The sequence below is a fragment of the Psychrobacter immobilis genome (assembly GCF_904846225.1).
In the GTDB taxonomy this organism is placed as follows: domain Bacteria; phylum Pseudomonadota; class Gammaproteobacteria; order Pseudomonadales; family Moraxellaceae; genus Psychrobacter; species Psychrobacter immobilis_F.
In genome coordinates this window covers 35487-50846 of record NZ_CAJGZJ010000009.1, presented here as the reverse complement: position 1 = coordinate 50846, position 15360 = coordinate 35487, and the positions used below count along the sequence as shown (strand labels likewise).

12 protein-coding genes are annotated in these 15360 nt (G+C 42.6%); 9 read left to right on the top strand and 3 right to left on the bottom strand.

Annotated elements, in window-relative coordinates; genetic code table 11:
• Window positions 1-41: 41 nt before the first annotated feature.
• From JMX48_RS07945 to scpB, 4 genes are all read left to right on the top strand, one after another.
• Window positions 42-1142 carry a tryptophan--tRNA ligase gene (locus tag JMX48_RS07945; protein ID WP_227687952.1) on the top strand — a complete coding sequence of 367 codons (1101 nt, stop codon included), beginning with the start codon at window positions 42-44 and terminating at the stop codon, window positions 1140-1142.
• 27 nt (window positions 1143-1169) lie between these two features.
• Window positions 1170-1781, top strand: coding sequence for an O-methyltransferase (locus JMX48_RS07940; RefSeq protein ID WP_201536391.1), 612 nt, complete (start codon window positions 1170-1172; stop codon window positions 1779-1781).
• A gap of 5 nt (window positions 1782-1786) precedes the next feature.
• Window positions 1787-2626 (top strand): segregation and condensation protein A, encoded by an 840-nt coding sequence (locus JMX48_RS07935; protein WP_201536388.1) that lies wholly within the window; start codon window positions 1787-1789, stop codon window positions 2624-2626.
• Window positions 2627-2784: 158 nt separating this feature from the next.
• Window positions 2785-3348 carry an SMC-Scp complex subunit ScpB gene (gene scpB / locus JMX48_RS07930; protein WP_227687951.1) on the top strand — a complete coding sequence of 188 codons (564 nt, stop codon included), beginning with the start codon at window positions 2785-2787 and terminating at the stop codon, window positions 3346-3348.
• A gap of 121 nt (window positions 3349-3469) precedes the next feature.
• Here scpB and lolA read toward each other — a convergent pair whose 3' ends face one another.
• The 3 genes from lolA to rplU form a co-directional block, all read right to left on the bottom strand.
• Window positions 3470-4168, bottom strand: a complete 699-nt coding sequence (gene lolA / locus JMX48_RS07925) for an outer membrane lipoprotein chaperone LolA (protein WP_201536386.1) — start codon at window positions 4166-4168, stop codon at window positions 3470-3472.
• A 380-nt stretch (window positions 4169-4548) separates the two neighbouring features.
• Window positions 4549-4806 (bottom strand): 50S ribosomal protein L27, encoded by a 258-nt coding sequence (gene rpmA / locus JMX48_RS07920; protein WP_201536385.1) that lies wholly within the window; start codon window positions 4804-4806, stop codon window positions 4549-4551.
• A gap of 91 nt (window positions 4807-4897) precedes the next feature.
• Window positions 4898-5209, bottom strand: a complete 312-nt coding sequence (gene rplU / locus JMX48_RS07915) for a 50S ribosomal protein L21 (protein WP_144297745.1) — start codon at window positions 5207-5209, stop codon at window positions 4898-4900.
• 560 nt (window positions 5210-5769) lie between these two features.
• Here rplU and JMX48_RS07910 point away from each other — a divergent pair.
• The 5 genes from JMX48_RS07910 (at window position 5770) to hemB (ending at window position 15292) form a co-directional block, all read left to right on the top strand.
• Entirely contained in the window at window positions 5770-6795 is a 1026-nt protein-coding gene (locus JMX48_RS07910; protein WP_201536384.1) for a polyprenyl synthetase family protein, read from the top strand.
• Window positions 6796-7384: 589 nt separating this feature from the next.
• Complete coding sequence (locus tag JMX48_RS07905; RefSeq protein ID WP_201536383.1) at window positions 7385-8785, top strand: efflux RND transporter periplasmic adaptor subunit; 1401 nt, start codon at window positions 7385-7387, stop codon at window positions 8783-8785.
• A 35-nt stretch (window positions 8786-8820) separates the two neighbouring features.
• Entirely contained in the window at window positions 8821-12060 is a 3240-nt protein-coding gene (locus JMX48_RS07900) for an efflux RND transporter permease subunit (protein ID WP_201536382.1), read from the top strand.
• A gap of 44 nt (window positions 12061-12104) precedes the next feature.
• Window positions 12105-13874 (top strand): efflux transporter outer membrane subunit, encoded by a 1770-nt coding sequence (locus JMX48_RS07895; protein WP_227687950.1) that lies wholly within the window; start codon window positions 12105-12107, stop codon window positions 13872-13874.
• Window positions 13875-14284: 410 nt separating this feature from the next.
• Entirely contained in the window at window positions 14285-15292 is a 1008-nt protein-coding gene (gene hemB, locus JMX48_RS07890; protein WP_201536377.1) for a porphobilinogen synthase, read from the top strand.
• Window positions 15293-15360: the final 68 nt, after the last annotated feature.

Here is a 15360-nt window from a genome sequence, read left to right as displayed (position 1 = left end):
TTTATAAATAAAACCTTGATAAACCAAATAATGGATTTACCATGAATAACAATCATATTTCTGATAACCAGACCTCTGACAGCCAAACTTCTAATAACTCGGCACAAGCCAAACGAATTTTAACGGGTATTAAACCGACTGGTACTCTGCATCTGGGAAATTACGTTGGCGCGATTCGTCCAGCCATTCAGTCTATCCAGAATAGTGACGATGAGGCATTCTTCTTTTTGGCAGACTATCATGGCATTATCGGCTGTTATGATCCTGCTATTATTCATGAATCGACCAAGGCTATTGCAGCAACTTGGATTGCCTGCGGTCTTGATCCTGAGCGTGTGACCTTCTATCGTCAATCAGATGTGCCCGAAATACCAGAACTTGCTTGGGTTTTAAATTGTTCATGTGCCAAAGGCTTAATGAACCGCGCTCATGCTTACAAAGCGGCAGTCGATATCAATGTCAGCAAACAAGACGTTGATCCTGACCAAGGTATTAACATGGGATTGTTTGGCTATCCGGTGCTGATGGCAGCAGATATCTTAATGTTTAATGCTACCCATGTGCCCGTTGGTCGCGACCAAATTCAGCATGTTGAGATGGCGCGTGATATTGCGGGTACTTTTAATCATCGCTATAAAACATTATTCACTTTACCGTTAGCGGTCGTTGACAGCGACATACCACTACTGACAGGGCTTGACGGTCGCAAGATGAGTAAGAGCTATGGCAATACTATTCCGCTCTTTGGTGAGCTCAACCCTCAAGTAAGCTCTGAAAAGCAGATGCATAAAGCGATTATGAAAATTGTGACCAACTCACAATTGCCAGAAGAGCCAAAAGATCCTGACGATTCTGCTATTTTTGAAATTTATAAAGCCTTTGCAAGCTCTGAAGAGATTACTGATATGCGTGCGAAGTATGCCGCTGGTATTGGCTGGGGTGATGCGAAGCAAGCGTTGTTTGATAAAATCAACGATGAAATTGCGCCATTCCGCGCACGCTACGAAGAACTGATGGCCAATCCAAAAGAGTTGGAAGAAATCTTACAAATGGGCGCAGACAAAGCCCGTCGTCATAGCCGTAAACAGCTAGACAAGACACGCCGCGCTATTGGTATCCGTCCACTTGCCAAACTTAAATAATAAATGAAGTATTGGTAGATATTATTAATGTCAATGCATGAATGTTTCGACAATACTTACTTCTTATCTTATTGTCAGTCTTTATATGATACTGACAAAGCGTATGACACTGAGCAAGCGAATAGACTTAATCGTCATCGCCATGTAGAACCAGATTCTGCTCAATTTCTAGCCAGTATTGCCATGATAAGAAAACCTAATAAAGTGCTGGAGATTGGTACGTCAACTGGATTTTCTACCCTCTGGCTTGCTTATGGTTTACGTCACCAGTCTCATTCTGATTTTATATCGTTAGATATAGATAAAAGCCGAAGCGATGCTGCTAGGGAACATTTACAGAATACCAGTTTACATACTTTCGTCAGGTTAATAGTGCAAGACGCATTTGTTTTTCTGAATGAGACTGATGATATTTTTGATTTGATATTTTTAGATGCAGAGCGTCAATTTTATTCTGATTATGCCGAACGTTTACATAAAATATTGAGTGTTGGCAGTGTTCTTATCGTAGATAATGTCCTCTCTCATAGCGATGAGGTTTCTGAATTCATAGCAAAATTCAAAAATAACTCTCGCTATATTTGTCATACTTTAGATATTGGTGCAGGATTATTTATGGCAGTATGTCAGGAACCTTGAGCATTATGGATACATTTGATACTACTGCTATTCGCATTTACCAAACGCCAGTTCAACATCTACCAGAAGATCTTTATGTGCCGCCGAAGGCCTTTGCCATTTGGTTAGAGCAATTCGCTGGGCCATTAGACTTTTTATTATATCTGGTCAAAAAAAGCAACGTTGATTTGACACAGATGCCAATATTGCCCATTACTGAGCAGTATTTGGCTTATATTAGCGAGCTGGACACGGCGCATTTTGAGTTAGCCGGTGATTATCTGCTAATGGCATCAACGTTGATTGCGATCAAAACTGAGCTGCTCTTGCCTTCGCCAGAAAGGCCTACCGATGAGCGCGATCCAAAGGCGGAATTGATTGAACGTCTAGAAGAATATGCACAAATTAAAGTGGTCAGTCAGCGTTTAGATAATTTGGTTCGTCTAGAACGTGATGTATTTTTGGCGATGGTCAGTATGCCTAGCCAAGACGTTATGAATACTGAATTACCGAGTTACTCACCGACTTTGTTAATTGATAGCTTGTTTAAAATGCAGTTACAACCCGACTATCAGATGCATACCATTAAAATTGATGCGGTACCGCTTGCTGATCGTATTGCCAGTATCAGTCGGCAGTTAAGCATAGAGGGCGCACGCCCCTTTTATGAGCTATTAGATAAAGCGCAAGGTAAGATAGGCGTCGTCGTCAGTTTTGTAGCAGTGCTTGAATTGATGAAGCGGCAGTTGATTGGCGTGGTCAGTACGGATACAAGTAGTTACACGAGCTCGGCAAATACTACTGATGCTAATGCGTCCGCCACAGGCAAGGAACTTGAATCATTAACATTACAATGGCTGGTTTAATAGCGATTACCGTGATGATATTTGGCCTGTAAGCATTACACTCACTTGATAGTTTATGTGTTATTGAAAACACCACAATTAGAAAGAGTATATTCCCAATGGTAGACAGTGATGATTCAATAAAAAACAATCAGGCACATAGATCGATTTTAGCAACTGTGCCTGCATCAACTAATGAACAGTCGCAAGATCTCAGCAAATATACAGAGATCAGCAAGTATATTGAAGTAATATTACATGCATCAGAAGCGCCACTCACGGCAAATTTACTCAAAAAACAGTTGTCTTTGTCTACCAAAGAGCTAGAACAATCTTTAAGATTATTACAAGAACGCCTAGATACTGGTGTGTTAAATTTGCATGAAACTGCCAGTGGTTATCGATTACAAATCGCGGATAACTATAGCGCGTTAATACAGCGTGTTTTTCCGCAGCGTCAAGAACGCCTAAGCCAAGCGTTACTTGAGACTCTGAGTGTTATTGCCTACAAACAACCCGTGACACGTAGCGACATAGAGCATGTGCGCGGTGTGACGCTATCGAGTAGTATATTACGGCAGTTGTTTGATAAAGGATGGATAATAGAGAAAGGCTATAAAGACACCTTAGGTCGCCCTGCCTTACTACACACTACACCGCAATTTTTGGATGCGTTTGGATTGAGTCATCTAGATGACTTGCCTCCGATGCCAGATATGGAAGGCATCAAATCACTGTCTTAGCAAATCCCTGTCTTAGGCTGTGCCAATATCCCATTTATGATTTAAAAAAAAGGACAAACCTTAATCGGCCTGTCCTTTTTATACTTGTTTAACTGTCAATAATCGTGATGGGCGTTGCTGATTATTGATTGATAACATCAACACCTTTTGGCGGAGTAAACTTGAACTGGCTGCCACTGATACTTGGATTAAGTTTAATGCTGCTGAACTTAATCGATGTTGTCTGGCCCAAGGTGTCATTTAGTACCATCATCACAGGTTTGCCACCGCTAAAGCTTATTGATAAGCTTTTAAAGCTGGCACTATCTGATTTTGGATAGAGTACATAATAGTTTTTATTGTCATAAGGCTGGGTAATTTTAAAATTTTGATCAATTTTACTTGGATCGCCTGACAGTAAGAGTGCTGGCGTATTGCCAACTTGGCTGTCGACATTTTGCTTGGTTGCTTGCTCCAAGTCTTTATCATAGACCCACATAGAATTACCATTAGCCACGATCAACTGCTCTGACGGTGATTTTGTTTCCCAGCGGAAATTATTTGGGCGTTGTACACTCATCGTACCCGAAAAAGTACCGCTATTGGCACCTTTAGTCGTTTGGCTGAAGTTGGCCGTCATACTTTTCGTATTTGTTAAAAGCTTGTTCAAGCGTTTGGCCGCTGTCAAATTATCAGCAGGCGCTGCCGTTGCAGATTGCGTCAATGCAATCATAGGTGCTGCAACACCAAGCGATGTCATTAATACACCTGTTAAAGCGCCACTCATTATTTTTTGTTTTAAAGTTGTCTGTTTGGCTGATTGCTTGGTTAATAAATTCATCATTAATCCTCTCTTAAAATGCATAATAGCTTAAAAATAAAATATCTTATTAAAATTGTTGTTCTCTGAAATCATTGACCTTACTTATATAAAGGTAGTGCTAATAAGCTAGGAAGACAGTTTGCCAGTTTTTTCATTGCGCGCCTAGTCATGATTTGCAATCATTACTACGCCTGCCATACACACTTGTAACCAGCTCAATTGCACAATAGTCTATAGCGTGCATCATATTCATTTAAAGATTTTATCTCTTTAAAAAACTCATAACGTCCTGCATTTAGCAATAGGCATAAAAAAGCTTCTACTACCATAAAGTAATAGAAGCTTTTTCGTCATCCAGTTATTTTATTCAAAAAGTATAAAATAACTTAGATAAGCAATTAGGCGTTTTCAACCATCACATAACGACGGTTGAACTTACCTTTGGTCGCAAACTTCACAACACCATCATTCAGTGCAAATAAAGTATGGTCACGACCCATGCCAACGCCTTCGCCTGCGTGGAATTCTGTACCACGTTGACGAACGATGATGTTACCAGCTGTGATAGCTTGGCCACCAAAGATTTTTACGCCGAGCATTTTTGGGTTTGAATCACGACCGTTACGGGTCGAACCGGCAGCTTTTTTATGTGCCATGAGAAAATCTCCTTGTTAATGTGACTTATCGCTAATGCGACAACTCTTAAGCATTTAGTGCGCTATTTAGCAATAATAGCTAAATGGGTAATTAGGCATTAATGGCTTTGATTTTTAACAAGGTGTACCATTGGCGGTGACCTTGCTCTTTGTGATAATGCTTACGACGGTTGTGCTTGATGATACGGATTTTTTCGCCGCGACCATGTTCAACCACTTCAACTTCTACGCTAGCGCCTTCAACGACAGGCTGACCGATTTTGACAGTTTCACCATCAACAACCATCAACACATCTTCAAATTTGATGGTTTCGCCTTTTTCTGCTTTTAGTAGTTCAACTTTAAGCAACTCGTCAACCACTACACGGTGCTGTTTACCACCAGTTTTAATTACTGCGTACATTGTATGACTCCGTTTAACCCGTGTGCCGTGGCTGATATCATACCAACGCTTTTACGACGAACACGACAGGGAAAAATTAAAGGCAAGATTTTACGTCTTTTTGCTTATAAAAGCAAGCAACGCATCTTGTTTTTGTAAGGTAATTACACGCAAACTATGTTCCGTATCACTATATGAAATATCATTTTTGAACACAACAAAAGCCATGTTCTATACGAAAACAAGTCATAAAACAATAGGGAATGATAATTTATGCCTAATCGGTGGCTATTATAACTTATGCAATCAGCTACTTACAGCCTTTTATTACACTCTTATGTGACTATAACTTTCTAAAAAAATAAGAACTCATTTAAGTATCATATCAGTGCTATTTTTATGGTTTGATCTCGGTTTCCGCCTGTAATTAATCTCACATAAATAAAAGATAATCGCTCTACCCTCCGCACACTTTAACCAACAATTTAAAGCGGTAGCTATGTTATTATAGGCAACACGATGCTTTACCTATATATCACCAAGGCTACAACAAACTTTCCTTATTAATATGACCATTTATTATGACTAGCACTCCTTTAAATAATACACATCACACCCTCCAATCTACGCCAACCTATAACGATATTCAAAGTATTGTGGCGGATGATTTTGAGATCATGGATAAGCAAGTATTCGGTAGCCTTAATTCAAAAGTGAAACTGGTAATGAATGTCTCACAGCATGTCATTAATGCTGGTGGCAAACGTATGCGCCCACTGATTACTTTGTTATGTGCACGAATGTTTGATGATAGTCCATCAGAAAAAGCCATGCATTTGGCGGCAATTACTGAAATGTTGCACACCGCTACTTTGGTTCATGATGATGTGATTGATGAGTCAGGTCAGCGCCGCGGTAAGCCTACGGCCAATGCCACATGGGACAATGCAACCGCAGTACTGGTTGGTGATTACCTAATTGCCCGCGCCTTTAACCTGTTGGTCGGCTTTCAAAGCTTACCATTGCTACAAGTATTCTCAGACGGTACCTGCGATATCGCCGAAGGGGAAGTGTTACAACTACAACATCAGCATAACCCTGCCGCGACAGAAGACGATTACTTACGAATCATTGATGGTAAAACCTCGCGTCTATTTATGATGGCAACTCAAGGCGCCGCCATTTTACAAGACAAGACAGAACATATGCAGGCGCTGGGTGATTTCGGTCAGCACTTCGGCAATGCTTTTCAAATCATAGATGATATTCTGGATTACAGCGGTGATAGTGAGTTGATGGGTAAAAACCTCGGTGATGATTTGGCAGAAGGCAAGCCAACGCTACCCACCATTAAAGCCCTTGAATTACTTAAAGACAGTGATATCGAAGGCTACGATCAACTGCGTATCGCGGTGCAAACTGGAAAAACCCCAAATGCTGAGCAACTTATCAAATTGGTACGTCATTCAGGCTCGTTAGACTATTGTAAACAGCGTGCGCTTGAAGAAACGAAACTGGCACAACAAGCGCTTAGCACACTACCTGATAACTGCTATCGCAAAGGCTTATATCAATTAACAGAGCTTGCCAGCGCTCGCTTGCTATAGCAGTAACGTAGTTACTACTGAATCATTGGGCGAGAATTGGTAAAGCCAATCATAATTATTATTACAATAATGGCAATTAGTGGTTGATAAAGTTGTTTTTTTGATTGCACAGCAGGTGTATCATAGTTTTAAGACCTTTCTATCTATAAGGCTTTGCTATTTTCACAAAAATTTACACGTGCTTTCAATTGAGCGTTGTATACCTCTTGATTAGGTGTTAGGGGAGACAACGCTTGCCATAGCGGTCTTTAATTCATTCATAAAAACCAATATTATCATTTTTTGCAATAAACTTTGCAAGCAACTACTTGACTGTGGGGTTACCCCTATAGTTTATAATTAGTCATCAAATTTACCAGTCAAATTTGTGGCTCAGCTACATTTTAGATGCCAAAAATTCTTACAACGATATTCAATGCACTTATCACTATCAACTGTCTTAATTGTGGAGCTTTAATTGAAGGTTCACTTAGTAAAGATAGGATAGGTAGGTTGAGCAAATACTAATTTTGATATTGAATACGCTAAGACTTATTGATAATTTTTTACACTGTCATTATTTATTTTATACATATTGCCGAGGACATTGATGAAGCATTCTTATCTTGCGCTTGTAATAGCATCTGTACTATCTGGAGCTGTACTTGTTGGCTGTGACAAAAACGAGGACGCCGCTGGTGATCAAGCCGCACAGCAGCAAATGCCGCCTGCGGTTGTAAACGTCCAAACTGTCACACTTGATACTGTACCTCAAGTACAAACTTTTTCTGGACGTACAGCAGCTTATCAAATTGCTGATGTGCGCCCACAGGTCAATGGTGTGATTGACGAGGTACTGTTCCAAGAAGGGAGCAACGTCAAAAAAGGCCAGCCACTTTATCGTATTAATACCGATAACTACGCGTCGTCTGTCGTCAGTGGTCAGGCATCTGTGCAACAAGCACAAGCCAACTATCAGACATCACTTGCAAATACTGCCAACGCAAAAGCTGAACTGGTCAGCCGTCAAGCTTCATTGGCCCAGGCACAAAATGACTTACAACGCTTACAAGGCTTGGTGAGTATTGATGCTATCTCAAAGCAGCAATACGATCAGGCACAGACGCAAGTACGTACTGCACAAGCAGCGGTACAAAGCGCGGCGGCGGCAGTTGGACAAGCGCAAGCGGGAATCGAAAGCGCTAAAGCAGGTATTCAGACCGCTCAAGCTGGTTTGGATGCCAATACTTTAGATCTCAATCGTACTATCGTGCGTGCGCCGCTTACTGGTCGTACTGATCGCTCTAGCGTTACCGCTGGTACGCTGGTAAGCGCCAGTCAGGCCGATCCTTTGGTTACTATCTCACGTCTAGATCCTGTCTATGTCGATATCAGTCAGTCATCATCTGAGCTATTAAAGCTGCGTCAGCAAATATCTGAGGGCAAAGCACAAGCAGGTATGGACTCGGTTGAGTTGGTATTAGAAGATGGCTCAGTCTACCCAGTGCGTGGCAAGCTTGCTTTATCTGAGGCAAAAGTTGATGAGTCAACAGGCGCTGTGACCTTGCGTGCGATCTTCCCAAATAACAATAACATCTTGTTGCCAGGTATGTACGTGACAGCACGCTTGACTCAGAGCGTAATTACCAACGCCGCATTGATTCCGCAAAGCGCTGTTACGCGTAGCCCTAAAGGTGATGCGCAAGTCTATATCGTTGATCAAAATAACAAAATTCAAGTACGCCCAATTACTATCAATGGTACTTATGATGGACAATGGGTCGTTACTGATGGCTTGCAAGCAGGTGATAAGGTCGTTGTGATTGGCGGCAGTAAAGTCAAGCCTGAACAAGAAGTGGTCGTTAAGCCATTAGAAAAAGCCAATGCAGCGCCCGCTGCAAAAAATGCACCTAATGCTAGAACGCCGCAGCAAGCTGCAAAAACAGTGGATAAGCAATCAGCTGGTAACGATAATTCTAGCGAAAAACAACCAAAAGCCGCTGCTCAATAATTCCATTCAAAGATAGGAAGACTTAGGGATATACTATGTCACGTTTTTTTATTACTCGCCCTATTTTTGCATGGGTACTGGCTATTTTGGTCATGCTCATCGGGGTGATATCGGTTATTAATTTACCGATTGAACAGTATCCACGTATTGCGCCACCGACTATTTCAGTCAGTGCAACCTATCCTGGTGCTAATGCGCAAACCGTCGAAAACTCAGTCATACAGATTATTGAACAACGTATGAAAGGTCTTGACGGCCTTATGTATATGTCGTCATCGAGCTCTTCAAACGGTGCTGCTTCTGTCACATTGACGTTCGAAAACGGAACAGATTCTGATACCGCACAAGTACAGGTACAGAATAAACTGCAAGCCGCTATGAGCTCGCTGCCTGAATCGGTACAGCGTCAAGGCGTCAACGTTAATAAATCCTCTAGCAGCTTTTTAATGGTGCAAGCTTTTGTCTCCGAAGACGAGAGTATGGATCGTAGCGATATCGCCGATTATGTTAACTCAAACGTTGTCGATCAGATCAGCCGTGTCGAAGGCGTTGGTGAAGTTCAGGTGTTTGGTTCTACTTATGCGATGCGCATTTGGCTAGATCCTGCCCGCCTACGTAGCTATAACATGGTGCCATCTGATGTGGTTGAGGCAGTACGTGCGCAAAACGCGCAAGTCTCTGCTGGGCAATTAGGTCAAGCGCCTGCCGATACCGACCAACAAGTTATCAACGCTACCGTTACTGTACAAAGCTATCTACAAACCCCTGAAGAGTTTAGAGATATCTTATTAAAGACAGACACTTCTGGCGCACAAGTGCGTTTGGGTGATGTTGCAGATGTAGAGATTGGTAGTGAAAACTACAGCGTTATCTCATTGTATAATGGTAAAGAAGCCGCTGGTATAGGTATTTCATTGGCTGGCGGTGCTAACGCGCTTGAGACTCGTGAAGCAGTCGGTGCAAGTATGGCAGAGCTGGAAGCAAACTTCCCAGCTGGTCTAGTATCAGTCGTGCCTTATGACACTACCCCGTTTGTTCGCTTGTCTATTGAACAGGTAGTAATGACACTACTTGAAGCCATTGTACTCGTCTTTATCGTCATGTTCATTTTCTTACAGAATTGGCGTGCCACCATTATTCCGACCCTTGCCGTACCTGTCGTTTTACTGGGTACGTTTGCCGTACTTTACATTGCTGGCTTTAGTATTAACGTACTTACCATGTTTGCGATGGTACTATCCATTGGTCTACTGGTCGATGATGCAATCGTTGTTGTTGAAAACGTCGAACGTATCATGGAGGAAGACCCGCATATCTCCGTCGTAGATGCGACAACACAATCCATGGGCGAGATTAGTAAAATCGTTATCGGTATTGCGTTGATTCTATCTGCTGTATTTGTACCGATGGCCTTCTTCGGTGGCTCTACGGGTGTGATTTATCGTCAGTTCTCTATTACCCTGATTACCAGCATGGTGCTGTCCGCTTTGATTGCACTTATCTTTACGCCTGCCCTATGTGTAACCTTGCTAAAACGTAACAAGAGCCATGAAAAAGGTAGTAATGAAAAGCAAAAAGGGTTTTTTGGTTGGTTCAACCGTGGCTTTTTAAAGCTTAGCCGCTCGTATGAGAATTTCGTTGGCAAAAGTATTCGTTTTAAATGGTTATATCTGATTGGCTATGCAGCCATCATCGGTCTTATGGCTGTTGTATTCTTACGTATTCCGGGCTCGTTTTTACCAGAAGAAGATCAAGGGATTATGTTTACCTTGGTTCAGCTTCCTGCTGGTTCGACGCTCAATCAAACACAAGACGTACTCGATAAAGTCAGTGACTATTACGAAACGAAAGAGACCGATAATATCGCTTCGGTCTTTACGATCGCAGGCTTCAGTTTTGCTGGACAAGGGCAAAACATGGGACTGGCTTTCGTCCGTTTAACAGACTGGGAGAATCGCTCTGGTGATGAAAACACCGCGCAATCGGTTGCTGGTCGCGCCATGGGTTATTTCACTACTCAGTTAAACGAGGCGCAAGTGTTTGCGATTGTACCGCCAGCGATTACCGAGCTTGGCAACGCTAGTGGTTTTGACTTAATGATTCAAGACACAGGTAACCTTGGGCATGAGGGATTACTTGAAGCACGCAATATGCTACTAGGTATGGCAGCGCAAAATGATCAAGTCGCTGGCGTACGTCCAAATGGTCAAGAAGATGCACCGCAGTTAAAAGTAAATATCAACCAAGAGCAAGCAGCAGCTTATGGCTTGTCATTGGCCAATATCAATAGCGTTATCTCGACCGCTTGGGGTTCAAGCTATATCAATGACTTCGTCGATCGCGGTCGCATTAAGCGCGTCTACGTTCAAGGTGAAGCGAATAGTCGTACTAACCCTGATGATATCGGCAAATGGTATGTGCGCAATGATAGCAATGAGATGATTCCATTTGATGCGTTCTCTAGCAGTGAATGGGAATCTGGCTCACCACGTTTGACTCGTTATAACAGCTTACCATCAATGAATATCCAAGGTAGCGCGGCACCAGGTTTGAGTACTGGTGAAGCAATGAGCTCAATGGAAGCGATGATGGAAAAGCTACCTGAAGGTGTGGGTTACGAGTGGACTGGTATGTCGCTTGAAGAACAAAAATCAGGTGCACAAGCGCCAATGCTATATGCGCTATCCATCTTAGTAGTATTCTTGTGCTTAGCCGCTCTGTATGAGAGCTGGTCTATCCCCTTCTCGGTACTATTGGTTATTCCACTTGGGGTGTTGGGTGCCGTTATATTTACTTTATTCCGTGGCTTTAGCAATGATATTTACTTGCAAGTAGGTCTGCTCACAGTGGTTGGTCTATCCGCCAAAAACGCCATTTTGATTATTGAGTTTGCCAAAGAGCACCAAGAGGAAGGTTATAGCCTCACAGAGGCAGTTATGACCGCAGCGCGTCAACGCTTACGTCCTATTATTATGACTTCACTTGCCTTTGGACTGGGTGTTGTGCCATTATTTATCGCCACAGGGCCTGGCTCAGGTAGTCAAAATGCCATCGGTACCAGTGTACTTGGCGGCGTAGTTACCGCTACATTATTAGGTATCTTCTTTATTCCTATGTTTTATATTTGGGTGCGCAGTTTATTCCCGCACAAATATGAGAACAACAAGCCAAATGATAGAGATGGCGGCAATGGCGGTAATGGTACACCTGACCCAAAAAACCCAACGCCTTCTGAGAGTTACCAGCCTGCAAGCTTTGGAGATAATACACAATGAGTGCTCAAAAAATATTTACCATCAACTCAGTAGTGGTAGCAAATATGGCTACCACTTCGCAACCAGCGCTATCACGGATGCGCAGAAATGGCGGTCGTCTAATAGGTTTAACCGCTTTGGCGATGAGTATGGCTGCTTGTAATACCATCCCTAAAGCTGATATGCGCCCTGTCCTTGCTGAGCCTAATATCCCTATCGGACAAACCTATGGGGCGTTCGACAAGGAAACGGTTAGTACGGCTGAGCAACCAAGTGTCGCCAGTCAACGCTGGCAGAGTTTTTATAGCGACGATCGTTTAAAAGGCCTTATTGCTTTGGGTCTGGAAAACAATAAAGACTTTGAAAGTGCTCGTTTAGCAATTGAAAAAGCACGTGCGCAATATCAAATTACTGATATTAACGACTTACCTAGCATAGATGGGACGGCTGGCTACTCTCGCAGACGTCAGCAAAGTCAAATAGGGTCAAATATTAGTGATTCTTATAACGTGCAACTGGGTTTGGCCAATTATGAGCTGGATTTTTGGGGTAGGATTGCAAGCTTAAAAGATCAAGCCTTGCAGAATTTCTTGGCTACAACTGCCGCTAAAGATGCCACTCAAATCAGTCTAATAAGTAATATCGCGCAGAGTTATGCCAACCTAAGCTATAGTTTGGCTCAACTAAAACTGGCGGAAGCAACCGTTGAAAGTCGTGAGCAATCACTATTTATTGCGGGAAAACGCTTTGAGGCAGGTATCGATCCTAAGCTGCCTTCACTGCAAGCGAGTGCGTCACTTGAAACTGCTAAACTCGCCGTATTACGTGCGCAGAGCAGCATTTTAACCTCACGTAACGCGCTGCAATTTTTGGTTGGCGGACCCATTCCAACCAACTTGATTCCAACACCAGCCGTCAGCAATATTACTAACCAGAAAATCTTTAATGCTGGTCTGCCGAGTGAATTGCTACGCTACCGTCCAGATGTACTGCAAGCGGAATATAATTTAAAAGCTGCTGGCGCAAATATAGCAGTGGCACGTGCTTCTTACTTCCCATCTATTAGTTTAGCAAGTAGTGTTGGTGTCAGTAGTGGCAGCCTAGACGATTTATTCAAAAACAGCGCGTTTGGCTGGTCATTCGGACCAACTGTCAGTGTGCCTATCTTTGATGCAGGTCGCTTAGACGCTAATTATGATGTGGCTAAAATTGAGCGTGAACAAACACTTGCAGGCTACGAGGGTTCTATTCAGACCGCTTTCCGTGAAGTATCTGACGTACTAGCAACACGTGCGACACTTGGCGAGCAGCTCGAATCTCAGTATCGTTTGCAAGACAATTTTGAGCAAACATATCAGATCTCTGATGCACGCTTTAAAGCAGGTATTGATAATTACTTGGATGTGCTTGATGCGCAGCGTTCGCTATTCTCAACGCAACAAGGGATTTTGGACTTAGAGTTACAAAAACTTGTCAGCCAAATTCAGCTATATCAAGTGCTAGGTGGTGGTGCCAATCTGGATACACCAACCGTTATCCCTGTGCCGCAGCACACCAACTTAGCACAAATTCTCACGCTACCTGCCAATACCAATAAAGCAAAAGCGGCCAATGCTATTAACGCCGCTGGCTCAGCGCGTGTTGCTTCTGCACAAGAAGTGGCCGACATTAAGCAGTCGCAACCAAAAAAGGTAACGACCTTTAAGCCTAGCGCTACCGTTGACATCAATGATGACGGTAGAACAGATGCAGCCGTAGGAGTCGTCACCGAAAAAACGACTTCTAACGAGAATAGTGTTGAGCAAGTGCCTGTCACACAGATTATTGAGCCTTAAATTATATAAAGCAATCATCTTGTGACGTTGTTTTCTCATTACGTTGACAGTCGATAAATACAATTAGCCCTACCGACTTGGTAGGGCTTTTTGCTTTTGTAACCCACTATTGGTTATAAAGTCGGTGAAAAGTTGAATCGATACAGCAATAGTCAGATAATACTGGTATAAATTTTCCTCGCTTGCTGTGCTGTGGCAGACAGAAGCTTCGAAAAACTCATTCCAGCAGTACTGTATCGCTTTTAATTTTTTTTGACTATAGTAGTGGCATTTTATTAAATACTCTTTTATAAACGCTCTTTCCATAAAATCCATATAGCCTAATAAGCTAATGTAATAAATGGGTTTTAATAAGGAAATGATTTTTGATATCACGTTAACAGTGATTAAACATAAAGTAAGGATTTATCATGACTTATACATTTAACCGCCAATTCCCTGAAACTCGCTTGCGTCGCCTGCGTTACAACGATAACGTGCGAGCGATGATTCGTGAAGTTGAGCTGCACCCAAAACACTTCATCGCCCCTGTTTTTGTATTAGAAGGCAAGAATAAACGCGAGACAATCGCTAGTATGCCAGGCGTTGAACGCTTATCAATCGATTTGCTCATTGATTATGCTAAGGAATTATTGGCAGAAGGTGTCACGACGATTGATATATTCCCCGTGATTGATAATTCATTAAAAACCCCCGACGGCAAAGCAGCCTACGATGAAAATGGCCTAACGGCACGCGCGGTCAAAGCCATCAAAGATGCCATTCCAGAAATGGTAGTAATGACTGATGTTGCGTTAGATCCTTATACATCACACGGTCAAGATGGCTTACTCGATGAGAATGGTTATGTCGTTAATGATGAAACCGTTGAAGTATTGGTGAAACAGGCATTGGTACATGCCCGCGCTGGTGCCGATATCATTTCTCCTAGCGACATGATGGATGGACGTATCAAAGCCATGCGTGATGGATTTGAGGCAGAAGGCTTTGTGAATACCGCTATTATGGCCTACTCAGCCAAATATGCTTCTGCTTACTATGGTCCGTTCCGTGATGCAGTGGGCAGTGCTGGCAATTTGAAAGGCGGGCATAAAAAGCAATACCAAATGGACTTTGGTAATCGTGCTGAAGCATTGCATGAAGTGGCGATGGATATCAATGAAGGTGCCGATATGGTGATGATTAAACCGGGTCAGCCATATTTAGACCTCATCCGCGAAGTAAAAAACACGTTTGGCGTACCAACGTTTGCTTACCAAGTCTCTGGCGAATATGCCATGCATATGGCTGCTATTCAAAACGGCTGGTTGAGCAAAGATGTCATTTTGGAATCTTTAATTGGCTTCCGCCGCGCTGGTGCAGATGGCATTTTGACGTATTTTGCCTTAGAAGCAGCCAGACAGCTCAACAACGCTTAAATTTTCAAATTTGCTTTTGTATTTTATGAATATATTGCGCCAGCTGACTGATATCAGCTGGCGCAATT